Origin of the sequence: Flavobacterium aestivum (genome assembly GCF_026870175.2) — a bacterium.
Taxonomy (GTDB): Bacteria; Bacteroidota; Bacteroidia; order Flavobacteriales; family Flavobacteriaceae; genus Flavobacterium; species Flavobacterium aestivum.
Genome location: NZ_CP113977.2, coordinates 2,496,457 through 2,522,709, shown reverse-complemented (window position 1 = coordinate 2,522,709; position 26,253 = coordinate 2,496,457). Strand labels below are relative to the sequence as shown.

The window sequence follows — 26,253 nt, the reverse complement described above, 5'->3', positions numbered from 1 at the left end:
GAAAATGACCGATTTAGAATATAATTACAAAGGGATCTCGACTTACAGCAAAACCAAAGGAATCAACAATCTGGTTCTTGCCCATCAAACAGAAATCGAAGAAGTAAATAACATTCCCTGTTTTTTCTGGGGAAGTCTGACTGATCCTTATGTCACGGCAAAATGCTGGAGCACGATTGCAAAAGTAGTTCGTTCGAGTTTTGGACCAATTCCGCCAAGCCTTCGTGATCCAATAGTTTCTGCCGGATCAGAGAGATTGCGTTTTGAAGGATTCTCTTCCTGTAATGGTGTTTATGTGAGACTGGATATGAAACCGGAAGCCGTAGACGGAGAATTTATAGCCAACGGAACCACAAATGTCGATTTTAATGACCCAATGCTGAATGCCTTAAACGCTATCCAGAAAAATGAAAAAGTAACACTAGCCGTTGGTCAGCAGGATGTTCAGGTTATTACAAGCAAAGCAAAAGTGGTTGAGAAAAAAGTAACACTGCCCATGCGATGGATAAAAGGCTTAACAAGCGTACAGCTTTATTTAGCCGACATGGATCTGAAATTCGAATTGAATAAAATCCAGACCATTCAGCTATTTCAAAGTCTACCGAAAGGAAATATAAAAGGTGATTTTTACATTACCAAAAGAGCCGGAAAATTTATGTTCTCTACCTTGGCAACAAATGACAGTGTGAGAATTGGCGGGGTACAAAGACTAAGACTGCTGGAAGGCATTCTGGCAATTGTAGACAAAATTTACATTCACGAATCCTCAGACAAGCAAACCTGTGCAATAGTTGCCGAATTTGGAAAAATGCAATTACTCATGGCATTTTCTCCAGATTCCTACCGAGGTTTTTCCGGCGAAGGAAATGTGTTAGAAACCATGACCGAAGACTTACCAATAGAATGGGTTTACGGATTAAACAGCTTGCTGAAATCTAATGAAATGTTTGACCCAACAATGCTCTCGATAGAAAATGATATCGATTTTGGAACAATGGACAATCTGACTTCTAATTTATCGTCAATGGGATTATTAGGTTATGATTTAAGCGAAAAAGCGCATTTTTACAGACGACTCCCTTTTAAAACCGAACGCATTCTATCTCTAAATCCGAGGCTTAAAAATGCTAAGAAACTAATTGATAATGAAGATATAGAAATCCTTGACCGAAAAGCCAATTATATCGAAGCCAGAGTAAAAGGTTCCGGCGTACAGCACAAAGTTATTATTGACAACAATTCCCAAAGATGCACCTGTGACTGGTTTACCGCCTATCAAGGCAAACGAGGGATTTGCAAGCATATACTAGCGGTTAAGATGACAATTTCTTAAACCCAAATTGTTATACAAAAACAAAAGCTTGGTGTTACGGTTGAAGCTCTTGAAAATTTTACGGAAGAATCTGTTTTTAATTTCTTTAATACCTTTTATGACAATAGTGCTAATACTGGTGCTCAAGGAAACACCACAAATAATCATTGTACATTCAATCCTCTTGATAAAGTGGTTGAGCTTTACGAACATTTAGTTCAAGCTGAAAAAGATAAAGTTGAGTACTTAGAAAAATTGCTGAAAGGGAAGTAGTATTTCTTTTCTTTATATAATTGAATAGCGCAAATTTTTAAGGTTTGCGCTTTTTTTGGTTTATTAGAATTATAGCTTCAATCTTTTAAATTCTAAGAATAGGTATTTTATTTTTAACTACCGATTATTTATTCTTTTCATAACCTGCTCTAAAAGAAAATCTGGTGGTAATGGCTTAAACTCTTTACTTTCGTTTATTGAGGATTTTATTCTTTGAAAATCTCTTAGCTTTTTAATATCAATTTCACCTACTAAAATTACATCATTTATACCTCCTTTTAATCTCAATATATCTTTAATAGCAGTTTCTTTAGGCTGAGTAAGTCTTGTATCACCGAAATTACTTGTATTAACTTGAGCAACATAACAATGTAAATCTCTAGACGATGATTCAACGATATTTGAAAAATAAGGAACATCCTTGTTCCATTCAATTGCTATCAATAGATCAATTTTACTTTTCAATTGCTCTCTATGGGTAATATTGGCCATTTCAAAACAATAACAAACTGAAAAATATATATTTCTCCAATTAGTAATTTGAATTTCTTGTTTGCTTTTTGGTACAAGCAAATGATTTTTATTAATCAAAAATTCTTCTCCTGGTGAATAATTTTTCTTTAATCTCAACACTACAATTGCATCTTTTATTCCATTTACTTCAACTGGAATTATGGAAACAACAAAATTAAATGATGTTTTATTTATTGTGAGATGTTCTAAACCAGAAACCAGCAACGATTGATTATCTGACGAATATCTAGCTAAAGTTGATAATAAATTAAATGGAACAAAACATTCCGGAAACAATAAAATATCAGTATTCTCTTCCCTAGCTTTTTTTAATATTAAAGCTAATTTATTATATCTTTCAGAAGTTAAATTAGGACTCCTCAAAATACTTTTCAAAATATTTTCTTCTAATATTTCAGTATTTGCAAAGGATATTTTCGGTTTTCTTATTGTATTTTCTTTATCTACTTCAAATTTATTATCAAAAAAATTATAAAACTTCTTTTTCAATTCTTCATAATCGTCATAATCATTTGAGTGATTTTGATTTCCTTCTATATAAAACTCAAAAGCAATATCTAAATAATTTTGTTTGATTTTTGTATAACCTAATTCGTTTTCAAGAGTTTCATCATTAAAAACAAATTCTTCCTCTATTTTCTCTATGTCAAATAATATCTCTGTTTCTATATATCCTTCATTGTTAGCACATAAATTTTTTATTTGGCTAAATTTATAAAATTGCTGAAATGAAGAAGCAATGCAACATTCCCAAAACCTAATTGGTCTTGGAGAATTTTTCAACAATTTTTTATCTATTTTATAAGATTCAATATGAAGTTTTTTATCAACTAAATTAATATGGCTTTTCTTGCTTTGTATTGTATAATTTAACAGTGGAATTACAACATAATGATGTCTAATCATATTTGCTTTTCTATATCTCTTTGCTATTAATGAATTTGGCTTAATAAAATCCAAATTAGAGAAAAACATTGTGTGAATATTATTTTTAAAGTGATTCGATTTAAACACATACTCTCTAGAAATTCCAATATTACTATTTAAAAAATTCAAATTAAGAGATAGGGAAACTTCATGAGCACAAAAAAGATAATTAATCATTGTTTCTTTTAAATTTGAAACAATGATATCTGAATATTTACGATTTGATTCTATCTTATCTATTTGCTCTATACAATGAAATAGAAAGTTCATATAATATTTAGGCTGATTATTAATTAATAAAAGTGTCAATATTTTTTCCCACAATTTATATAATGCTAAACAGTTTTCTCCTCTAAAAAATTTTATTATTTTATCTTGTTCTTCTTCAGAAATCATTTTTTGATTTCGTAAAGCAAAATTTATTTTATGAGATAAATAAACCGACAATCCAAATCTATCTTCTTTATAATCTTTTAAAGTTTTTATTTTCCCGTCTGTACCATCATATTGTAGATAATAGGCACTTTCTTCAAAATTATTAGAATCATCTTGTTCATTTGGCATATCTCTAAACTCACTTGATTTTTCTTTCAGTTCCTTTTTAAGCTTATCTATAACTATACTTGATTCATCTTTATCAAAATAATGTAATAGAGTTTTACTACTTTGAAAAAATAATGATGGATAACCATTCACTTTAAATATTCTTTCAATTGTATCATCACAAATACATTCCTCGTTATTTTTTTTGTCGTAAAAAGGATTATCAACGAGGCTTACAATTTTATTAAAGTTATTTAAGATATATAATTCAATTTGTGATAGTTTTGATTCATCAAAATTTACATCATAAAATTTATTTTTATTTTCATTGATTTTCTTTTTGTAATCACTAAATGAAAAATTAAAATCTGAAAAGAAATTTTTCTGGCTAAAGCTTAAAGGATTTGGTTCGGACAAAACAAGTAATATATCATCAACATATCTTCCATAATATGCAGGTTTAAATTTTTCGATTATTACTTTATCAAATTCTTTTAAATAATCATTTGCTAAAACGTATGATGAAAGCAAACCAATTGGCAAAATAACTTTATTAAAATTTCCTTTTGCATCTACTACCTCATCAATAAAATCATATGGAAGTTTAAATTTATCCGTTATAATTAATGTGTAATCTTTATGAACTTTTAATAATATCTTATTTAAATTATATTGTCTACTTGTAACACCTAGTCTCCTATTTCCTATTGGAAATTTATCAATGTCAACTCTAACAGAATAAAAATAATCTTTAATATCTAAGTTTAGAAAAAGCGCATTTTTATTTTGTGACAATAAGTCTTTAGCTATTTCAACGGCGCCATCACGCCATTTTTGATATTGCTTAAAATATGGTTTAAATAATGAACTTCCTTTTATAACACTGTCCTTATTTTTATTTAACAATAGTCTATTACCAATGCATTCAGGTAGTAAATCAGAGTCAATTTTAACACCTTGATTAAGAATCCATAAAACAGACAGTATATGAATTTCTATTGAAGTGTCAATAAAAGCAGTTGCTTTTTCTAAAGAATATTTTTCCTTAACCCTTTGATTTGATACTATTTTATTTGAAAAATTATCTGTGACAAATACTTTAGGAAAAATTTTCACATCAACTTCATTAATGAACTTATCAAAAAAATCAGGTTCACGATGATAATTATTTAATCTATCAGTTATCACTTGAAGTTTCATTTCTAAGGTAATTTTTCCCTTATAATTAGGAATAAAATTCCCATCTTCATCTTTAATATATTTGAAATAATCTTTATTCTTATAAACCTTAAACAAATTATCAGGTGCATTCGATAATCCTGTTTCAAAAACAACTATCTTTTCTCGTAATAATAATTCTCCAGAATCATAATAAATATAAGCTCTTAATTTATTATATGCTTCTGTTACTCGTTCTATTGAATATTCCATGCATTTTATAATTTTACCTTTAAAAAACAAATCCAACTCCTCATCATCTTTTTCCAGCTTACCAATTTATTGACATTTAGCTAATTAAATTTTACGGTTTCCAGTAACAAAGTATCCTCATCTCTCAAATTAACAAAAAATAAACCACAAAGTCAATATGTAATTTGACAATTTATGGTTCAAAAAATAAATCGAATTTTAACCTAAATCCCAAAAAAGCTTTTTGCATTTTGGGTCGTTTCCTCTGCCACTTTATCTAAAGTAATACCTTTAAACTGTGCAATCGTTCCGGCTACATACGGCAGAAAAGCAGGTTCGCAACGTCGTTCGTGGTATTTTTTCAAAAGATTGTTTGGGACATTTTTAGGAAGCATAAAGGGCGCATCGGTTTCAATCATCATTCGTTCGAGCGGTACGTACTGGATGACTTCTTTTAAATAACTAAAACGTCTCGTGTCAGAAATCGCTCCTGTAAAACCCAAATAAAATCCGTTATCAAGATAGGTTTTGGCTTCCTGCAAAGTTCCAGTAAAACAATGCACTACGGCTTTTGGCAATTTCGGCAGATAGTCGTTTGTAATACTCATAAATCTGCTGAAAGCGGCTCTTTCGTGCAAAAACAAAGGCTTCTGGACTTCTATTGCCAATTCTAACTGGGCTTTATAACATTCCTCCTGCTTATCTCGAGGCGAAAAATCACGATCAAAATCGAGTCCGCATTCGCCAACAGCAACTACATGTTTGTGCTGTAATAAATTCTTTAATTTCGAAATACTCTGCGCATCGTAGCTCTTCGCATCATGCGGGTGAATCCCTGCTGTCGCATACAATACACCCGGGTATTGCCTCGCAATTTTAGCAGATTCTTCACTATTTCGTACACTTGTGCCGGTTAGTATCATTTGCGATACATCGGCATCTACAGCGTCTTGTACAACATCGTCTATGTCGTTTTGGAATTGTCTATTGGTTAAATTAATTCCTATGTCTATGTATTTTTTCATTGTTTTTTAATTTGTTAAATGTGAAAATGTTAGATGTAAAATGTTAGATGTAAAATGTTAGATGTAAAATGTTAGATGTAAAATGTGAAAATGTAAAATGTGAAAATGTGAAATGTGAAATGTGAGATGAAAGATGTGAAATTTTCACTTTTAATCTCGCAGAGTCGCAAAGTTTTTATTTTTAGCCACAGATTATAAGAATTAAAATCATTTAAAAAAATCTGCTTAATCTGTAAAATCTGCGTGAAACAAATCTTTGCGAATTATGCGTAAACCTTTGTAATCTTTGCGGCTAAAACAAAATCTCCAAAGTCTTGCTTCTCACATCTTTCATCTCACATTTCACATCTTGCTTCTTACTTCTCACATCTCTCTTTTCTATCTAATCTTCTCTACTCCCATCATCAGCCATTCTCACTAATTTCGGCGTAAACTTGGCTACAACGTCTACCAAATCCTGTTGTGCTTCCATCACCAGATTGATATCCTTATAAGCCATTGGCGCTTCGTCAAGTCCGGCACCAATCAGCGTAACGCCATGATCTTTCAGTATGGTTTTCATCTCAGTTTGCGTAATGTTTTTTATAGCCTGAGTTCTGCTCATTTGTCTTCCTGCTCCATGTGATGCCGAATTTATGGCGTTCTCCTCACCTTTTCCTCTCACCAAGAATCCCGGTGCGGTCATACTTCCCGGAATGATTCCCATCACGCCTTTTCCGGCTGGGGTTGCTCCTTTTCTATGCACGATTACTTCTTCGCCGTTCCAGATTTCTTTCCAAGCAAAATTATGGTGGTTTTCAACTCTAGCTAAAATTGTAGCTCCCAAAGCTTTTTCCATTTTTTTATGGATAATCTCGTGACAAGCCGAAGCGTAATCACCCGCAAGATTCATCGCCAGCCAATATTCCTGACCCAATTGTGAGTTCATATCCAGATAAGCTAAATTCTTAGCCACATCCGGAAGTTTACAAACATCTTTGGCAATTTTGGTATACTGTCCCGCAATGGTTGCCCCCATTCCGCGTGAACCGGAATGCGTTAATAAAGCAACATATTTTCCTTTTGGGATATTCAAAACAGCATCATCTTTTGCAAATTCCATTATTCCGAACTCCACAAAATGGTTTCCTCCTCCAGATGAACCTAATTGCGACCAGGCTTTATCTTTTAAATTCTTCACAAACGGATTCATATTAAAAGTCTCATTCTCCAAAACCGCATGATCTGATTTGTACTGACCGTGAAAACCGTGACCTGCTCCAAAAATAGAATTCGCGATTAATTCTTTCTTGAATTTGGCTTCATTTTCAAAGTAAAAATCTTCCGGAATATCATAAACCGACAATGCCATTCTACAACCAATATCGACTCCAACTCCGTAGGGAATAATAGCATTTTTAGTGGCTAAAACTCCACCAATCGGTAATCCATAACCTTGATGTGCATCCGGCATTAAAGCTCCGGCAACGGTAACAGGCAATTTCATGGCAACTTCCATTTGCTTTCTGGCACCGTCTTCAATATGTTCTAAACCGTAAGCTGAATAAGCATTCGGGCTTTGGTTTAAAGCAATAAAATCTTCTGGTTTTTCATTCGCTTTTTCGATTAAGAAAACCGCTAGTTTATTGAAAATAGCATCGTCTATATAATTTTCTGGAGCTTCCAGTACGTTTTTAAAATTGGTAATCATTTCGTCACGTTTAAATCCGTGTCTTTTACTGTTTATTTTTAAGGCAATTCCGATTGCTTTTCCTTCTGGAAATCCTAATTCTAATAATTCAAATCCGTTGATTTGTGTATTCATGTTTTCTATTTTTAAATAGTATTTGTTTTATTTTTAATTAAAGAGGTAATGTTTAGGAATGGTTTAAATTTCTTTGGAACGAAGGAACCATTTCCTGACGACACTCTTTTTTAAGAGCAATATTTTATAAGTGATAATTTAGGACTCGAACCTAATAAATCAACCAACGAAGTAGCACTTTATAAACGGCATCTTATAAATTTGAAAAAGTGATAATTGGCAAGAGTAATTTGAATCCTTACGAAGTAGCTCTTTGCTCACGACATTTTTCAGTTTTAAAAAGAAGTAAAAAGCAATAAGAGAAACGGGGCTTGTCTTGCCAGAGTCGAACTGGATAGCCTTGCTGATTTTACAACTTCGCTATTCCTCCCCTAAATGGTGACGAAGTAACTCTTATTTACGACATTCTTTTTTTATTTTTAAAATAAGGCAATAGTCAAAAAGTGACATATCCTGCTCTAACCACTGAGCTACATTTTTATCATTACGTAAAAATGGAGAGATTCGAACTCCCGACCCGGAGCGACGAAAGCGAAGTAACACTTAATTACGGCACTTATTTTTAATTTCAATGAACTTTTGTTTTACAAAGATTTAAATACTACTGCACGATTATTTTGCGCAGTAGATATAAATTTACAATTCTATTCGGTTAATGTAATTCAAAACACTGCTTTTATCTACTAAGGCATGCAATACATCAAACACTTTATCGGACCAACCGGCTATTAAATAAACATCATTTTTCTGAATGTTTATTGGCTGTTGACCGTAACCTGCCAAATCAAACAAATACAATTTAGCATTTGGAGCCATCTTTTTATATTTTTCCCAAGAATTACTAAAGGTATGATTGGTTTGGTTGCTGTTCCACATCTGAACGTCAGTAAACAACATTACTTTATCTACAACCTGTTTTCGGTTTATCAAATCTTCTAAAACCAAATAACCATTGGTAGCATAACCTACCTCGCCTTCGCGTTTGTAGTATTCGTTTACATTAGACAATACGTTTCGTTTTGACATATTGATGATTTTCCAAGTGTCGCCAAACATACCACTTACCACATTCTGGCAACGGCTTTTCATTAACATACCCAACATTAAACCAATATCATAAAGCAAAACTTTACTTTTTGGTGAAATTGGCTGCTGCATAGAACCCGAAACGTCACAGGCAACCACAACAGCAGTATTTATATCAAAACCTTTTATATTCTTAGCGCTTATCATTACTGCATCTTCCAAAGCATCTAAAACCATGGCTGTGTACTTCGATTTCAATTCTTTCAATTCACGGTAAGCGGCTAAAAATCGGAAAGGCAATTGTTTTGAATTCAAAACTGCTTTTTCATTCGAAAGATAGTCACATACTTTTAATACATGAAAACCTGAAACATTGGCTTCTAATATATTTCGCAAATTTCGCATCAAAGCCATATAACCTATTTTGTTGCTATCGATCAATTCCTCCCATTTTTGAGTGAATGCCTTTTGCTTTTCGGCTTCATTCGAGTATTTGAACTGACCTAATTGTGACAACTCAGTTTCCCAAGTATAAGGTGTTTCTAAAGTATCGCTTACTATTTTGTTAAACAATTCTTGTTGCGCTTCGTCTTTTGCTTTTGGGTGTACCAAAAACAAGGCGTCTTTTAATTTAACCACACCGTCGCGATTGTATTTTGCAAACTGGTACTCATCAAATTTATTGAAAGAAACAGCCAGACCTTTTTGTATTTGTTTAGACAAACGGTTTAATTTTTTAACACCATTTCGATCATTTGCCATTTGGTAGTAAGCCAAAAGCTCTGTTATTTCATCAGCACGCTGAATTACGTGTGTTATCATTTTACTGATTAATGAATCACCTGAATATATTTTAGCCAACTCAACAACCAAAACCAATGGCACTGAACGCATATGCATTTCGTTACGAGCATAAACAGCAAGCTTTGCCACAAATACCGGATTACATTTTTGGATTAAACTTTTTATTCGTTCCAATCGTGTTGTATCTTTTTCATAAAATGAGTCGCTCAAACTTGTTGTTACAACTGCCGCATACAATTCATATTCTGCTGTTAATGGAAAAGCTTTTGCATTTTCGTGATTAACTATAGTAGTTTTTTGTTTTGACAAAAAATTGAATTTCATAATTTCTGATTTTTAAAATTAGACAATTGGTTATTGTTTTATTTCTTGAGCAAAGATTTCGGAACCAATACGCAGTTATTTTGCGTAGTAAAAAAAGAATTTTAAATTTGAACAAAAAAGAACATGGATTTGAATACAATTTATACCAATTTACTTCTGAATATAGGCTTTAATGCAAAAGATATTCAGCAAAAATGGGCAGATTTAGAAAAGGTATATTCCAAGAAATCAAGACATTATCATAATCTCACACATCTAAAAGAAATGATTGAGAGTTTTGAAATCTATTCTAATCAGCTACAAAATCCGAATGAAATATTATTTTCTATTTTTTATCATGATTTTGTGTATTCAGCTTCAAAAAAAGATAATGAACTAAAAAGTGCTGAATTGGCTTTGTCTATTTTACCAGAAAAACACACCCTCAATAGTCAATTGATTTTTGATGCCATCTGTGCAACACAGCTTCACGCACACAATTCTATTGAAGATACAAATTGGTTAATCGATTTTGATTTGAAAATTCTGGCGAAAGATTGGGACGATTATAAAATCTATTTTGAGCAGATAAGAAAAGAATACCGCATTTATCCTAATCTTCTCTACAAACCCGGACGCGCAAAAGCCCTGAAGCATTTTCTGGAAAATGAATTTATTTTTCAAACCAAAGAGTTCAGAGATTTATATGAAGAAAAAGCCAGATCCAATATTGAAAAAGAAATTTCATTGTTAACGTAAAAATATCTGTAGAGACGCACTGTAGAGATGCACTGCAGTGCATCTCTACGCAACGAATATCCACAATACGTTAGACGTATCACAGTACGTCTACGGAAAAAATTGGAAAATAAAAACACACCAAATGTCACAAAATAAAAATGCCCTAATCCGGTACAAAACCATAGATAAATGCCTGCAGAATAAATACCGACAATGGTCTTTGGATGATTTAATAGAAAGCTGTTCTGAGGCTTTATTTGAATATGAAGGCCGTGAGAACCCAATTAGCAAACGAACAATCCAAATGGATATTCAGCTGATGCGGAGTGAAAAACTGGGTTACAATGCGCCAATTGTTGTGTATGATAAAAAATATTATAAATATGAAGACGAAGAGTTTTCGATAACGGATATTCCGCTAACGGAAACCGATATGAATGTTTTAACCGAAACGGTTTCGATGCTGAAACAATTTAAAGATTTCTCGCTCTTTAATGATGTATCAGATATTTTACAGCGATTGGAGGATAAAATCTATGCCGAGAAATCACATACCAAACCGGTTATTTATCTGGATAAGAACGAAAAACTTAAGGGTTTACACTTTTTAGAAGAAGTCTATCAGGCGATTATAAAAAAAATGGTACTGGTGATTACTTATAAATCGTTTAAATCAACAGAAGAAAATAAGTTCCATTTTCATCCCTTTATATTGAAAGAATTCAATAATCGCTGGTTTCTAATCGGGAAGAAAAAAGGATCTCAGCCAATTACCAATTTGGCATTGGACAGAATTATTGCCATTGATTATGATTTTAATCTTCCTTATCTAGATGAAAATTTTGAGGCTGATTCCTATTATAAAAATATAATTGGTGTAACGGTCAATTCAGGTTTAAAACCCAGACGCATTGAACTCTGGATTGATGCCATAAATGCTCCTTATGTGATCACAAAACCTTTGCATTCGTCTCAGCGATTGATTACTGAAAATGAAGACGGAAGTATTATCATTAATTTATTTTTGATTCCTAACTATGAAATGGAAAGGCTCTTATTGGGTTTTGGCGCTGGACTTGAAGTCTTAAAACCGGAGCATCTTAGAAACCGAATGCAAAAAATCATTAAAAATGCTTTGGACAAATACAATACAGTAAATGATACTGAAATATAAAAACAAATAGTCCCAACCTAATGTGTCGGGACTATTTGTTTTTTAAATACTATTAAGCATTATAATAGCTTTAAAGACGCATTAAAATTCAATTAATACCACGTTCCAAATCCTATTCCACTACTGTCAACCGGTGAAAAAGCCCCACATTTAAAAGCCCCTAAATTATTAGAATCACGATCAAAAAATACAAGGCATAAATAAATAGCTGTATTCTTAAACTCAAAGCTTACTGTATCATTATATAAACGATTGATGTCCTCAGTATAAATATCACCCGAAAAAATACCACCATCTGAAACAAGATTACCTAAATCTGTAACGTAAAATGATTTTCCGTTATCAATATTTATCTCAAAATTAAAATCAAAACTCACCTCAGCAGAATATGACGTTGTCCTCCCCATTATAATATTTTTAGCCAACTGAATTAATTCTTGATCCATTTTACCATTCATATCATAATAAAAATCACTAGAAATAATTTCCTTACATTCCTCCTCTTGAACAAAATCATCAGTAATACGTAAACTTCTTATCATAAATTAATTATTTATCCCACCTACTCTATCATTGGTTTTTCGGTTGCCACCATTTTCTAAAAAAAAACTATATTTTACTTAAGATTTATTCATGAACTACCTCATATCAGTCACCTTAATAAAAAAACAATTTATAATTTTAAGAAAACAAAAGGACAAGTATTAATACTCGTTTTCAATTATAAGTACTAATATCCTATTAAAAAAAATCTTAAAATACAGGTTTCCAAAACATTACCATATATTTTTTTGAGCCTCAACACAAAATATTTAACAAAAGAAGATTTGTCTTACTAAATAAACAAGCTGATAATTAAAAATTGAAAGAAAATACCGTAAGTTAATTTTCTTAACAAAAAATCATCAGTTAGGTAAATACGATTTATAAATAAAAATCATGAATAAATGCCACACATCAAAAAGTTAAATACTTTATAGTTAACTTTATTCAAGAACTTAAACCAATGTATAAACAACCATAAAAATTAGTCTAATGAAATTAAAAATCAACGCTATCCTTTTTGCCTGTCTATTTTTATTCATAGGATGCAAAGAAAAAACCGAAGACACTGTCAAGTCTAATTATTTGGATTTCTCAAAAAGAGACGATCAATTAACAGGCGGTATCAAAATGATTCCCATTACTACTCCCAAAGGCACTTATAAGGTTTGGACCAAAACTGTAGGTAACAATCCAACTATCAAAGTGTTATTACTTCACGGAGGTCCTGGTCTCACCCATGAGTTGTATGAATCATTTGATGGCTATTTCCCAAACGAAAGTATAGAATACATCTACTATGATCAATTGGGTTCCTATTACAGTGATCAGCCAGATGACAATAGTTTATGGACAAACGAACGATTTGTGGAAGAAGTTGAACAGGTCCGAAAAGCATTAGGCTGCGACAATTCTAATTTTTATATTCTAGGGCAATCCTGGGGCGGAATTCTTGCTATGGAATATGCCTTGAAATACCAAAAAAACCTTAAAGGACTGATTATTTCGAACATGATGGCAAGTGCACCTGCATACAACAAATATGCTGATGAAGTTCTTGGTCCTAAACTTCCAAAAGCAGTTTTTGATCAAATAAAAGCATTTGAAAAAAACAAAGATTATACCAATCCAAAATACACTGAGCTACTTTTTAAATACTATTATACAGAACATATTTTAAGAATGCCCATTGATAAATGGCCGGAATCAATCAATAGATGTTTCAAGCACATCAATCCAAAAGTGTATGTATACATGCAAGGGCCAAGTGAATTTGGAATTACCGGAAATGCCACTCTAAAAGACTGGGATGTCACTGCCAGACTTAAAACGATTACCGTTCCTACTCTAGTAATTGGTGCCAAATACGACACTATGGATCCCGAACACATGAAATGGATGTCTAAAGAAGTACAAAACGGTCGTTTCTTATTCTGTCCCAACGGAAGCCATCTTTCGCAATATGACGATCAGAAAAACTATTTCAAAGGAGTAATTCAATTTTTGAGAGATGTAGATAGTGGTAATTTTAAGAAAGGCTAAGCAAATCTAAAACACCATAAACCCAAAACCACGAATAGCTGTCTATTCGTGGTTTTTTCATTTAACAAACATTTGGTTTATCACACTGACAATGTTTCTATTTCCTAAAATGGTGAGCTCCTCAATTTTATTAAGTATTCTTCTCTACTCATCCCATTTCATTCAATTTCAATACAACTTCACTACATTCACTTTACCTAAAAATAATATAGATTATTAACATTCAAGTACTTATACTCTGTTTGATTTTATAAACATTGGCGAGATTTGTCAAATTCAAAAGACATATAATCAAATTAGAAAGAGAAATAAATTCAATTTTAAAAAGCAATCTCATTAAATAACTACATATAAGTCTATCTACGAACATCCCACTTAGTATTAAAAAATAAAATTAAAATCATGGAAATGACATCAAACTTATTTTATGAAATCACAGGGGAAATCAATAACAGAAGCCCCCCTTATTGTAATAGTAATATCGCAAAACCTAAAAAAACCTATTAAACTCAAAAAAGAAACCATATGAAAACTTTATACAAAATTATATTCCTTTGTGTCTGCGGAATGGCTTATTCCCAAACACAAAATGATATTGAAAAGATAAGGTCTAATACCAATGTATCAGAACTGGAATCGCTAAGCCAAAAACATAAAACAGAAGCCGAAAAAAATAAACAAAAGGCTTTCAAGTTAGCAAAAACCAAAGGTTGGAAAACATCATTCACCAACAAAGACGGCTCGGTAAGTGAATTAATGAGTGTCACTGAAGACGGAAAAAGTCCAATCTATTTTGCAACAGAAAATGTAAATGCAGCAAAATCTACCCGAACTAACTATTTGAACACTGGTGGAGGTTTAGGACTAAACCTTAATGGCCAAACAATGACAGCTTATGTTTGGGATGGAGGAGCAACACTTCCTACTCACAATGAGTTTGGAGGAAGAGTCTCTATTACAGATGGAGTCACTACAATTGTAACAACCAGCAACAATAGCCAACATGCCAATCATGTTACTGGTACTATTGTAGCAGCGGGTACAGTAGCAGCATCAAAAGGGATGGCCTATCAGGCAAATGCAAGAACAAACGAATGGAATAATGACTTATCCGAAGCTACAACTGCTGCCACAAATGGAATGCTGCTTTCTAATCATTCTTATGGGTGGGCTACAAGAAATGCATCAGGAGCTGTTCTAATTGCACCATGGCGATTTGGAGCCTACGAAACCGTAGCAAGAGATTGGGATAATCTAATGTACAATGCTCCTTATTACTTAATGGTAAAAGCAGCCGGAAATGATGGTAATGACAACACTGCAAATACAAGTCCATTAGGAGGAAATCCAGCCTATGATAAGCTCACTGGATATGCAACTTGCAAAAACAATTTAGTAATTGCCAATGCCAATGATGCAGTTATAAATGCATCTGGAGGATTAACAAGTGTAACGATTAACACATCTAGTAGCCAAGGTCCAACAGATGATTTAAGAATAAAACCAGACATTACAGGAAATGGAACATCTGTATATTCTACAGCAACACTTACATCACCAATAACTCCATTAACAAACAGCAGTTATGGTAATGCCACCGGAACCTCTATGGCATCACCAAACGTTACTGGTACATTACTTTTGTTGCAACAGCATTACAAAAATAAGACTGGTAATTTTATGCGTGCAGCAACCTTAAAAGGATTGGCTTTGCATACTGCAGATGATGCAGGAGCAGTTGGTCCAGATGCCATTTTTGGTTGGGGTTTACTTAACGCAAAATTTGCCGCTGAAACTATTACTAAAAGCGGAACCAATGCCATTGTTCAGGAACATACTTTAGCCAACGGAAGCAGCTATAGTTTTACGGTAGTGTCTGATGGTATAAATCCGTTAATTGCCTCTATATCTTGGACAGACCCAGCCGGTGTAGCCTATGGTGGCAGCACTCCAAATATTGGTACAGCTAAATTAATTAATGACTTAGACATACGTGTCACAAACGGATCAGGTACATATTTCCCTTATAGACTAACCTCGGCAACAACAAACGGATTAGGTGATAATACGAAAGATCCTTACGAGCGAATCAATATCAATGGAGCCTCAGGTGTTTATACCGTTACTGTTACCCATAAAGGAACATTGGCAAATGCTAATCAAAGATATTCCTTGATAGTTACGGGAATAACAATGCCTTCTACAGATTTATACATCAAAGACAGACCATTCGACACTGGTTTACAGCCAAATCCAGATTCAGGTCCTATGTGGATAAGCGATGACATTTGGGTAAGACAAAATATTGATGGAGGTCTTACACATCAAAACCCTGAGTATAAATTGTACTCTCCAAATGGTGTATACATGAGAGTGTATAACAGAGGAGCAAATGCCAGTTCATCTGCCAAGGTGAGACTGTATTTTGCCAAAGCATCTTCGGGATTGACATGGCCTACCAATTTTGTGAATTATAGCATTAGTGGTGTTATGCATGGTGATGAAATTGGAGAAGTAAGTATTCCATCTATACCTCCTGGTGGTAATACTGTAGTGGTTATTCCTTGGTATCCGCCAAATCCGGCAGATTATACTTATGATCAACATCATTTTTGTTTAGCCGCAAGAATAGAATCACCAAATGATCCTATGTTTAGTGAACTAAATGGTGTTGGAATAAATATTAACACCAAAAACAACAATAACATTGCTTGGAAAAATGTGAGTGTTTACAATCTAATAACCACAGATTTTGTTCCTCCTACTGCCTTATTTATAAGAGGTGTAAGTTCTAAATACATAAACATTCGCTTCTTGGACAAAGGCTTTAATGAACAATTCAAAAATAATTTCTTTGATTTAGGCGGAACAATAGAAGCTACACTAGACGAAAAATTATTTGAAAGAGCACAGGCAAACGGATCCTTAAAACAGTTTGAGATTATAGATAAAAATAAAATCTTGATAAAATCCAGAGACGCATCAATTACCAATTTACCTATTGATATTGGTGAAACTTTTGGAATAACATTTGACTTTAGAGTTGCCAAAGACTTCCCTATTGAAGAGCAAATTACCCTAGATCTTATTCAGGAAGATGCCCTAAAAGGTCAAATAGAAGGTGGTGAACGCTTTGTTCTTACAAAATCCGATAAACCAAACGGTAAGACAAGCAAAACATTACGTAGTGAAGCTACAAACTCTAAAGCCGTTACCGTTTATCCTAATCCAACCAATGGAATATTTAAAATAAACATAAACAATGAAGAGCAAGGAACTCTAAAAGTTATGGACATTAATAACAAGGTAATCTTTGAAGAAAGAACTTCTAAGAAACGAGAATTTAATGTGAATATAGCAAACCAAATTCCAGGAATCTATATTGTTCAATTTATTTCTAATAACGGAACTTTAATTACCCAAAAATTAATTAAGAATTAGTTTTTTTAATATCAATTTGTTTTTTTTATGGGAGCCAAAGTTGAATTTTAACTTTGGCTCTTTTTTTTATGTTTTCTAATTTCCTGAACAACTACTCCAAACATACTAAACAATGATTTTGTGTCGCAACTATATTATTTGGGTGCGCTTTATTTAGTACTGGAAATGACTCTGTTTTTTCACTAAATATCTTTTCTACTTCTGGATTTTTTAATTATCAAAAAAGTAAGTAAATGATACACTATAAAAATTTTGCTTTGCCTTTGTTTCAAATGCAGCATTATAAAATGGTGCCTGTCTGAACGGGTCACTTAGTCCCATATTATATCTTAAATTACATGCAATATTTTTAAATTCTGCACCTACACCTAAAGGAATATAAGTGTTAAAAGATAAGCTCTCATTTTCTTGGTCAAAATTCAAGTATTTCACATCCAAATTGACTGGCTCAAGAATATAATCTTCTTTACTATCATCCGCACATGTATATGACTGCATTAAACTAATCGTAAAGCCAGCATTCACTCCTATTTTCCACTCATCATTATCAAAAAAATTATAATTTAAAATAAGTGGTATATCAAAGTTTTCGAGTCTAAAATTTAAATCCTCAGGCTCTGCCTCGAGATCAGATTTGCCTACGAATTTCATTCTGTGATGCATATAATTTAAACCAACTTGTAACTCTAGATAATCCGTAAATTCAACAGTAGAAACTACCCCTAGTAAATAACCTGGTTGAGATTTTGTAAAAAGGACATTCGACTCTAAAACATAATTGGTATACCCAGCAGTAATACCGAATCTACCTTCAAAAAGTCCCCTTCCGTTACTACGAAATTGTGCCTGTATCTGTGAATTTGAAAAACTTATTAAAAGAATAAAAAAAAATATTTTGAATGACTTCATAAATGGGGGACTAAAAAATTATATTTTAAAAATTTAATGCAAATATATTGTTAAAATATTTACATTTGGCAGAAAATTATTTTAGATGAAAAAGTTATCTTTCCTATTGTTAGTTGTATTGATAAGTGGTTGTGAAATAGACAAGATAGATTATATTGTTCCGATTGTAACAACTTACGAACCGCAAAATATTCAGGCAAATTCTGCTTCTTTAGGTGGCATAATACGTAGTGAAGGAGGTAAAAAAATCACCGAATATGGCATTGCTTGGGGAGAAAATTCAAATCCTACGGTAAATGACAACAAAATACCCAAAGGATCCCGATTTGGTGAGACATTCGAAACCTATTCATTATTTAAAGAAAACACAACCTATTATTGCAGATTTTATGCTATAAATGAAACAGGTGTTGGTTACGGCGATGAATACTCTTTTAAAACATCTATTACGGCACCCTGCAATCCTGTGGTCAATAACAGCGTTAATCTAGGTAATACAAAAATCAGTATTTACAAAGTAGATAAATCCTATCCTAGTTGGGGATCTAATGAAGGGAATATCGAATTTTCAACTTCTTCCAGTAATGCTACCGCACGTATTTATGTACAATTTAATGAAAACAACAAGAACCCTCCATTAACAGGTGAATATACCGTTGGAGAATATGAATTTGGAAATAACATCAATTTATCAACCGGAAAAGCGAAGTTATTTATTGAGGATTACGGAGGATGGTATGGGCCTAATGGAGATAATGCGTCAGAAGGAACGAAATTCTACGTAAAAAATGACGGCAAAATTCTCACTATTATTTTTTGTAATACTGCCGTTGGCAAAAATTACATTCTTAATGGTAAATTTTCGTACGTTCTTGATTAAAAATCATTGCATTTTGTTCTGTAAAAAAAATACAATAGCATTTATTTGAAATAGCAAATCAATTTAAATAACATCAAAAAGCGTCCTCCTATGGGACGCTTTTTACATATTTCTATTTCTATTCTCAAGATTTACCATACCTCAGACGCTTTGGCTTTAGTATGACCACCATCGTAAACAAAATGAACACCAGAACTCTTTAAAGCTATAAATGCATTTTGGGCACTAATATTAGACAATAAAGCGTGATTTAGAAAATTTGTCTCTGGATTGGGCTTAATCACAGCTTTAAATTTAGTTAAATCTTCTTTTTTTATCAATGTGATTTCACCTTTCCCTATACCCATTAGGGCTTTATGAATTTCTGCACTTTTATAATCCAAATTTTTTGCCGTAAAGTAAGCAATACTCGCATTATCAAGAATGTCTTGCGTTGTTATTTCTCCGCGTCCTTGCAACCGTTCGATAAAACTATCAAGGGTCGTAATCAGTCCTCTGTAAGCTACTACTTCCATGTTTTTTTATTTTTAGGTTAATTTTTAAGTTGATTTTAAAGGCTTTTTTATAATCAAAAAATAGTGACATCAAATTTACCTCATAAAAGCAATATCAAAAAGAGTATAAATACTTGTTTTTCAATATATTAAATACACAAAACATCACTTTTTAGCTACATAGAATTAGGCTAATAAGTAAATTGTGACAAAATGAAAACATTGACTTTTTTAGATAGGGAAAAAACAATTTAGTAAGCTAGACGAAATATCTAATCTTTACAATTCCAACAAACGAGTAATCTCAATAAAAAACGGCACTTTATTTAAGTGCCGTTTTTTTTTTAAATAATAGTTCTTAGCTAATGGCTTAGTTCACCTTTGCCATACTTATTTTTTCAAGTGTTACTTTAGCATCACCAATTCCTTTCTTTTCAATAATAATATCGAAGTTGCCATCCGAAGCCAATAAATCATCTGAAACATAGTATGAGAAATTAAGTTTAACCCCATTCTCTCCAATCGTATGATTTTCTCCGGTTCCATGATCATGAGCAACTCCAAAGAAAGTCATCACCCCAACATATTGGTCTTCTTTCCCAGGATAACGAAGATAAACTGTATAATAATCCGTTGGTTCTTTGTAAACCACTACATCCAAATTCAGTACGATGTTGGAATTAGCTTCGCTTTTAAAAGATTTATTAGTTTCTTTCGCCAATTTGCTAGTTACTTTTTGAACAAAGGCTTTCTCATCGATTATTTTTCCAATTTTTTGTTCCCATATAATTTTTTCTTTTGAATCTTGAAAAGAAATTTTACTCTTTGCTGATGATTCATTAGGAGTTAAAATCACTTGATCACTAGAAGCAATAGCTTCAGGCGTGGATTCATAAAGTAAATCGTCATATTTGTAATCTAAATTAAAGACTACTTTATACATTTCATCCATAGTATAAGTAACATGGTCTCCATTAGGAGCTATAAACTCATAAGGCCAAGGATGAGCTTTTAATTCTTCTAAAGTTGGGCGCTGTCCATAAGATGAAACATCCCAAGATTCCCAAATACGATCAACCATACTATGATGCAACCAAAAAATAGGATCAAATCCTGCTGAGTCTACATTTGCCATTAATCCAGACATATTTTTCTGGTATATTTGGTTATAATACGTTTCTGGAGGGTTAGCATAATATCCCCCAATAAGATCGTGCATAAAACCATGAGGTGAACCTTCTAGTTTTTTACTAAATCCAGCATTTCCAGCAAATGAAGGATTCGTTCTTAATTCATTAAGTGCTAACTGAATTTGTGTAACCTCATCTGCTGGAATTGGTTTTCCTGCGTTAAGAACACTATATCTGGCAGCTTCATACAAAGAACCCGATTTATTCCTTGTTTGCGCAGCCATAATATTATCATTAACTTCAGTACTTCCATAATTCCAGTATGGTAGAGCAAAATCTTTTTTTCCTGATAATTCTCTAATAATTTTTTCTAAATACCAAGTATACATTCTATGCCATAAAAGAAAATTCAAAGACGCATTTTGAGTAGAAGTATGTGTACAATCCCCCCAAGCCCATAATTTATCTGTACCATTTTGATATTTTGAACAAAGAGCATTTTTTCCATTAATTACATTTGGAATATTGTGAATTGCTCCTTGGTAGTACCAAGCCAGACCATTTTCGCATCCCATTTCACGCATTTTTTTGAAGGCAACATTCATTGCTTCAAGATCAGCCTGAGCTTCTGGTGAATTAGCGTTTTTTCGAACATAGATTGTGTTGCTTTTATCTTGACTATGGCATAAACCAGTAATCAAAATGGCTGATAATAAAAGAATAGTTTTTTTCATATAGTTTGTTTTTAATTGGTTATTATTTTTTGGTATTTATATTAAAGTACTTCTACTTCAAAGGTTAGAATCTTAACATAATCCGGATTTGCTTTATCATAAATTTTAAATTTCACGATTCCATTACCAACTCTGTTATCAGGAATCACATGAATAGCAATAAATCCTTGCTGATCTGCATTTAGCTTATTAAAAGCAGAACCTTTAGGAATTCCTATTTGGCACGCTCCATGCTGGCACATCGAACAATCCCATTCTTTCGGAAATGTATTCGATACTGTTTCCCAAACAAGATATATAGGCTTATTAGAAATATTTTCTACTTTAATTTTAGAAACATCCAGACGTTTATTTCTTAGCAGACTTTCCTTATTGGTTGCATTACCTACTACAGAAAAAGTAGGTTTGTTTTGCCCAAATGAGTTGAAAAAAAACAAAAGGAAAATAATAGTACAGAATATTGGTTTCATAAATATTGGTTTGAGTTTTAATAAAAAACAGGAATGTTTTTTTTGTTGCTTATTCTATTTAAAATTGGATCTATAAAATGGTAGATAATCTGTTCCTTTTCAGGTACATTTTCTAAAGAAACAAGTAGTTCAAGGCATTCTCTTGGGTGAAGATTTACTTTATTCCCTTTCGGTAATGCTATCATAGCGGTATCTTTTCCAGAAACTAACTGAAGTTTTGCACTCGATGGAAATAGGATTTCATGAAGATATAAACCTGAATTAACCAAACGCAGCAATACTGTTTCCTTTTTATTCTTTAAAGATTGTAACCCTCCTATTTCAGTAGTTATTTTACCATTAATCAAAAAATAATTGGGCTTATAGTCAGGAAGAGCAATTGGTTTGTTGATATCGTCGTACTCCACATCCATAATTGCATCGGTATGCCACTTTGTATCGATTTCATAACTACACCATAATGTTTCAGTACAAGGCATAACAAACGAAGAATCCTTCTCTTTTGGTCGTATAATAATTATTCCAAACATACCAGCCTGGAGATTAAAAGGATAATTTTCAGGACTATAATAAAGATAAGTACCGGCCTTTGTTGCCAAAAAAGAATAAAACCCATGTCCCATATGGTCTATGGCTTCTTTTTTCTTCATTATTTCTTTGGCTTCATTGTGCTGTACAAACTCAATTTCATTACAAAACATAGAAATTGGATTTCCTTGAGAAATATTCCATAAATCAATACTTACATTATCGCCTTCCTTAACATCTATACATGAACCAGGCAGCGTTACTTGTCCGGAAAGAGTGTTGCTGAAACCAAAAGTTCGTACCTCCAAATTTTTCTTAATACTTAGCTTGCCAGTTGTTCTCCCTATAATTAGCTTTTCATTTTGAGAAAACAAAAAACCATTGGCAAACAAAAAAGAAAATAACAGTGCAATTTTATTCCATCCTTTCATTTATAAACTCAAATTAATAATCTATAGACCAACTGTTTGGTCATAACAATTCAAATTTAGAACCATTAAAAACCATAAAAAAGAGTATAAACACCTATATTTCAGTTGAAAAAAAACAAACAGTTTTCCCAACTTAAGCTACCAAATCTTACTGTCGTTTGGGAAGAATTTGAACTTCTATCTCTTGGAAACTTTGCTAAAAATGGAAAAATACAGCGCATGCATAATATTCACTAAACTCCTTATTTTAAAGGAGTTTTTTATTTATATTTATAAAAAATTAAAAAAAAACAAAATTTATTATGCATGCATAGTATTTTTTTTATTACATTTGAAATCGATATAGTAAAACATGAAAAACAAAACAATAGATTATATCCTAAGAGCAACTTGGCAGGCAGTATCCAGAATGTACAATGAAGAAGCCAATAAGTATGATGCAACAATGGCAACCGGATTTGCCCTATTAAGTATTGACAGAGAGGAAGGAACACCTTCTACAGCTTTAGGACCAAGAATGGGAATGGAAGCGACAAGCTTAACCAGAACCCTAAAATCGATGGAGGAAAAAGGGCTAATAGTTAGGAAGAAAAACCCAGAAGACGGTAGAGGCGTTTTGATTTATCTAACCGAATTTGGAAAAGAAAAAAGAGAGCTTTCAAGAAATACAGTTTTAAGCTTTAATGAAACGATTAGAAAACATGTTTCTGAGGAAAAACTAAACAATTTTATAGAAGTAGCTGAAACGATCAACGAACTAATTCAGAATAAAAATATATTTAATCAACAAGAAAACAATAATGATGAAACGCACCATTAAAAAAGTAGCAGTAATTGGATCCGGAATTATGGGTTCAGGAATTGCTTGTCATTTTGCCAACATTGGAGTCGAAGTCTTACTTTTGGACATTGTTCCAAGAGAATTGACAGATGCTGAAGCCAAAAAAGGGCTTACACTTGAAAGTAAAATTGTTCGTAACCGTGTGGTAAACGAGCATTTAGCCAACTCATTAAAATCTAAGCCCTCTCCTATTTACAGCCAAAAATTCGCTAACCGAATCACAACTGGAAATACTACAGACGATATGGCAAAAATTGCCAATGTAGATTGGATCATAGAAGTGGTTGTGGAGCGTTTGGATATCAAAAAAATGGTTTTTGAACAAATTGAAAAATTCAGAAAACCGGGAACATTGGTTACATCAAACACATCAGGTATTCCAATTCACTTCATGAGCGAAGGACGCAGCGAAGATTTCCAAAAACATTTCTGCGGTACTCACTTTTTTAACCCTGCGCGTTACTTAAAATTATTCGAAATTATTCCTGGTCCACAAACTTCTTCAGAAGTATTGGATTTCTTAACAGTATACGGAGAGAAATTCTTGGGTAAAACATCTGTTGTTGCCAAAGATACTCCGGCTTTCATCGGAAACCGTATTGGTATTTACGGAATCCAAAGTTTATTCCACTTGGTAAAAGAATTGGGATTAACAATTGAAGAAGTTGATAAATTAACAGGACCGGTTATTGGTCGTCCAAAATCAGCTACTTTCAGAACTGTAGATGTTGTTGGACTAGATACTTTGGTACATGTTGCCAACGGAATCTACGAAAACTGTCCAACAGACGAACAACACGAATTGTTCAAACTTCCGGATTTTGTAAACAAAATGATGGAAAACAAATGGTACGGAAGTAAAACTGGTCAAGGTTTCTACAAAAAAGTTGACAAAGACATTCTTTCTTTAGACTTAGAAACTCTTGAATACCGTCCTGCTAAAAAAGCTTCTTTTGCTACTTTAGAATTAACAAAAACAATAGACAAACCAATCAACCGATTTAAGGTTTTGGTTAAAGGAAAAGACAAAGCAGGTGAATTCTACAGAAAAAGTTTCTCTGGAATGTTTGCTTATGTTTCTAACCGTATTCCTGAAATCTCTGATGAGTTATACAAAATAGACGATGCCATGAAAGCTGGTTTTGGATGGGAAAATGGTCCATTCGAAATTTGGGATGCTATTGGTGTTGAAAAAGGAATCGAAATCATGAAAGCCGAAGGTCTTGAGCCTGCAGCTTGGGTTACCGAAATGATTGCTTCTGGAAGCACAAGTTTCTATACTGTAAAAGATGGAGCTACATATTTCTATAATATTCCAACAAAATCACAAACTAAAGTTCCTGGTCAAGATGCATTCATCATCCTAAACAACATTCGCGAAAGCAAAAAAGTATGGAGCAATAGTGGTGCAATCATCCAAGATTTAGGAGACGGAATCTTGAACTTAGAATTCCAATCAAAAATGAATACTATTGGTGGAGATGTACTTCAAGCCATCAATAAAGCCATTGATTTATCTGAAAAAGAATACCAAGGTTTGGTTATTGGAAACCAAGCAGCGAATTTCTCTGTTGGTGCCAATATCGGAATGATATTCATGATGGCTGTAGAGCAAGAATACGATGAGCTTAATATGGCTATCAAAATGTTCCAAGACACTATGATGCGTGTGCGTTATTCTGGAATCCCAGTAGTAGTTGCTCCTCACGGAATGACTTTTGGTGGTGGTTGCGAAATGAGCTTACACGCTGATAAAGTGGTTGCTGCAGCAGAAACCTATATGGGATTAGTTGAATTTGGTGTTGGGGTAATTCCTGGCGGTGGTGGTTCTAAAGAAATGGCCATGCGTGCATCCGATTTATTCCGCAAAAATGATGTTGAGTTGAATGTTCTTCAAGAATATTTCTTAACTATCGCTATGGCAAAAGTTTCAACTTCTGGTTACGAAGCTTTTGATACCGGACTTTTACAACACGGTAAAGACATCATTGTAGTAAACAAAGATCGTCAGATTGCCGAAGCTAAAAAACATGCTTTATTAATGGCCGAAGCGGGTTATACACAACCAATTCGCAGAACAGATGTAAAAGTTTTAGGTAAACAAGCATTAGGAATGTTCTTGGTTGGAACCAACCAAATGGTTGCTGGTAAATACATCTCTGAGCACGATTTAAAAATTGCAAACAAACTGGCTTATGTTATGGCTGGTGGTGATTTATCTGAGCAAACTTTGGTATCTGAGCAATATTTATTAGACCTTGAACGCGAAGCTTTCTTGTCACTTTGTACCGAAAGAAAAACATTGGAAAGAATTCAATTTATGTTAACCAAAGGGAAACCGCTTCGTAATTAGAAAATAGAACAAAGAATATAGAAAATAGATTTAAGACAACGTTTAAAGTCTATTTTCTATACTCTATATTCTCTAATCTTA

The 26,253-nt window shown here is 32.9% G+C and carries 18 protein-coding genes and 1 pseudogene; 9 read left to right on the top strand and 10 right to left on the bottom strand.

Annotated elements, in window-relative coordinates:
* Positions 1–4: 4 nt before the first annotated feature.
* Positions 5–1,333: an SWIM zinc finger family protein gene (locus OZP08_RS10955; protein ID WP_268846130.1), complete on the top strand. Its 1,329-nt coding sequence runs from the start codon at positions 5–7 to the stop codon at positions 1,331–1,333.
* A gap of 27 nt (positions 1,334–1,360) precedes the next feature.
* Positions 1,361–1,585: pseudogene (locus tag OZP08_RS10950) on the top strand (transcriptional regulator); the annotation flags it as partial.
* Between the two features lie 117 nt (positions 1,586–1,702).
* Here the strand turns inward: OZP08_RS10950 and OZP08_RS10945 are convergent.
* The 4 genes from OZP08_RS10945 to OZP08_RS10930 all read right to left on the bottom strand — a co-directional run bounded on the left by OZP08_RS10945 (position 1,703) and on the right by OZP08_RS10930 (position 9,982).
* Positions 1,703–5,020 carry a reverse transcriptase domain-containing protein gene (locus OZP08_RS10945; protein WP_281321832.1) on the bottom strand — a complete coding sequence of 1,106 codons (3,318 nt, stop codon included), beginning with the start codon at positions 5,018–5,020 and terminating at the stop codon, positions 1,703–1,705.
* Between the two features lie 203 nt (positions 5,021–5,223).
* Positions 5,224–6,024 (bottom strand): TatD family hydrolase, encoded by an 801-nt coding sequence (locus OZP08_RS10940; protein ID WP_268846126.1) that lies wholly within the window; start codon positions 6,022–6,024, stop codon positions 5,224–5,226.
* Positions 6,025–6,406: 382 nt separating this feature from the next.
* Positions 6,407–7,828: an RtcB family protein gene (locus OZP08_RS10935; RefSeq protein ID WP_281321831.1), complete on the bottom strand. Its 1,422-nt coding sequence runs from the start codon at positions 7,826–7,828 to the stop codon at positions 6,407–6,409.
* Positions 7,829–8,464: 636 nt separating this feature from the next.
* Positions 8,465–9,982, bottom strand: coding sequence for a TROVE domain-containing protein (locus OZP08_RS10930; protein ID WP_268846125.1), 1,518 nt, complete (start codon positions 9,980–9,982; stop codon positions 8,465–8,467).
* Between the two features lie 123 nt (positions 9,983–10,105).
* Here OZP08_RS10930 and OZP08_RS10925 point away from each other — a divergent pair, with 123 nt between their 5' ends.
* Together OZP08_RS10925 and OZP08_RS10920 are read left to right on the top strand one after the other, a co-directional pair.
* Positions 10,106–10,720 (top strand): HD domain-containing protein, encoded by a 615-nt coding sequence (locus tag OZP08_RS10925; protein WP_281321830.1) that lies wholly within the window; start codon positions 10,106–10,108, stop codon positions 10,718–10,720.
* A 124-nt stretch (positions 10,721–10,844) separates the two neighbouring features.
* The gene (locus OZP08_RS10920) at positions 10,845–11,876 is read left to right on the top strand and encodes a helix-turn-helix transcriptional regulator (protein WP_281321829.1); all 1,032 of its coding nucleotides are present in this window, start codon (positions 10,845–10,847) and stop codon (positions 11,874–11,876) included.
* 92 nt (positions 11,877–11,968) lie between these two features.
* Here OZP08_RS10920 and OZP08_RS10915 read toward each other — a convergent pair whose 3' ends face one another.
* Positions 11,969–12,418 (bottom strand): VapA/VapB family virulence-associated protein, encoded by a 450-nt coding sequence (locus tag OZP08_RS10915; RefSeq protein ID WP_268846123.1) that lies wholly within the window; start codon positions 12,416–12,418, stop codon positions 11,969–11,971.
* 493 nt (positions 12,419–12,911) lie between these two features.
* Here OZP08_RS10915 and OZP08_RS10910 point away from each other — a divergent pair, with 493 nt between their 5' ends.
* The gene (locus OZP08_RS10910) at positions 12,912–13,961 is read left to right on the top strand and encodes a proline iminopeptidase-family hydrolase (RefSeq protein WP_268846122.1); all 1,050 of its coding nucleotides are present in this window, start codon (positions 12,912–12,914) and stop codon (positions 13,959–13,961) included.
* Between the two features lie 525 nt (positions 13,962–14,486).
* Positions 14,487–17,402, top strand: a complete 2,916-nt coding sequence (locus OZP08_RS10905; RefSeq protein ID WP_281321828.1) for a S8 family serine peptidase — start codon at positions 14,487–14,489, stop codon at positions 17,400–17,402.
* A gap of 210 nt (positions 17,403–17,612) precedes the next feature.
* On the opposite strand, the gene OZP08_RS10900 is transcribed toward OZP08_RS10905, so the two are convergent.
* Complete coding sequence (locus OZP08_RS10900) at positions 17,613–18,311, bottom strand: porin family protein (protein WP_281321827.1); 699 nt, start codon at positions 18,309–18,311, stop codon at positions 17,613–17,615.
* An 85-nt stretch (positions 18,312–18,396) separates the two neighbouring features.
* On the opposite strand from OZP08_RS10900, the gene OZP08_RS10895 reads away from it, so the two are divergent.
* Complete coding sequence (locus OZP08_RS10895; RefSeq protein WP_268846119.1) at positions 18,397–19,191, top strand: hypothetical protein; 795 nt, start codon at positions 18,397–18,399, stop codon at positions 19,189–19,191.
* A 131-nt stretch (positions 19,192–19,322) separates the two neighbouring features.
* On the opposite strand, the gene OZP08_RS10890 is transcribed toward OZP08_RS10895, so the two are convergent.
* From OZP08_RS10890 to OZP08_RS10875, 4 genes are all read right to left on the bottom strand, one after another.
* Positions 19,323–19,706 carry a hypothetical protein gene (locus OZP08_RS10890; protein WP_268846118.1) on the bottom strand — a complete coding sequence of 128 codons (384 nt, stop codon included), beginning with the start codon at positions 19,704–19,706 and terminating at the stop codon, positions 19,323–19,325.
* 349 nt (positions 19,707–20,055) lie between these two features.
* Positions 20,056–21,549, bottom strand: a complete 1,494-nt coding sequence (locus tag OZP08_RS10885; RefSeq protein ID WP_268846117.1) for a tyrosinase family protein — start codon at positions 21,547–21,549, stop codon at positions 20,056–20,058.
* A gap of 41 nt (positions 21,550–21,590) precedes the next feature.
* A complete protein-coding gene (locus OZP08_RS10880; protein ID WP_268846116.1) occupies positions 21,591–22,019 on the bottom strand; it encodes a hypothetical protein in 429 nt (142 codons plus the stop codon).
* Between the two features lie 17 nt (positions 22,020–22,036).
* Positions 22,037–22,978, bottom strand: coding sequence for a multicopper oxidase domain-containing protein (locus OZP08_RS10875; RefSeq protein ID WP_268846115.1), 942 nt, complete (start codon positions 22,976–22,978; stop codon positions 22,037–22,039).
* 352 nt (positions 22,979–23,330) lie between these two features.
* Here OZP08_RS10875 and OZP08_RS10870 point away from each other — a divergent pair, with 352 nt between their 5' ends.
* Together OZP08_RS10870 and OZP08_RS10865 are read left to right on the top strand one after the other, a co-directional pair.
* A complete protein-coding gene (locus OZP08_RS10870; protein WP_268846114.1) occupies positions 23,331–23,798 on the top strand; it encodes a MarR family winged helix-turn-helix transcriptional regulator in 468 nt (155 codons plus the stop codon).
* Positions 23,782–26,172, top strand: a complete 2,391-nt coding sequence (locus tag OZP08_RS10865; protein WP_281323608.1) for a 3-hydroxyacyl-CoA dehydrogenase/enoyl-CoA hydratase family protein — start codon at positions 23,782–23,784, stop codon at positions 26,170–26,172. The genes OZP08_RS10870 and OZP08_RS10865 overlap by 17 nt, the downstream gene beginning before the upstream one ends.
* Positions 26,173–26,253: the final 81 nt, after the last annotated feature.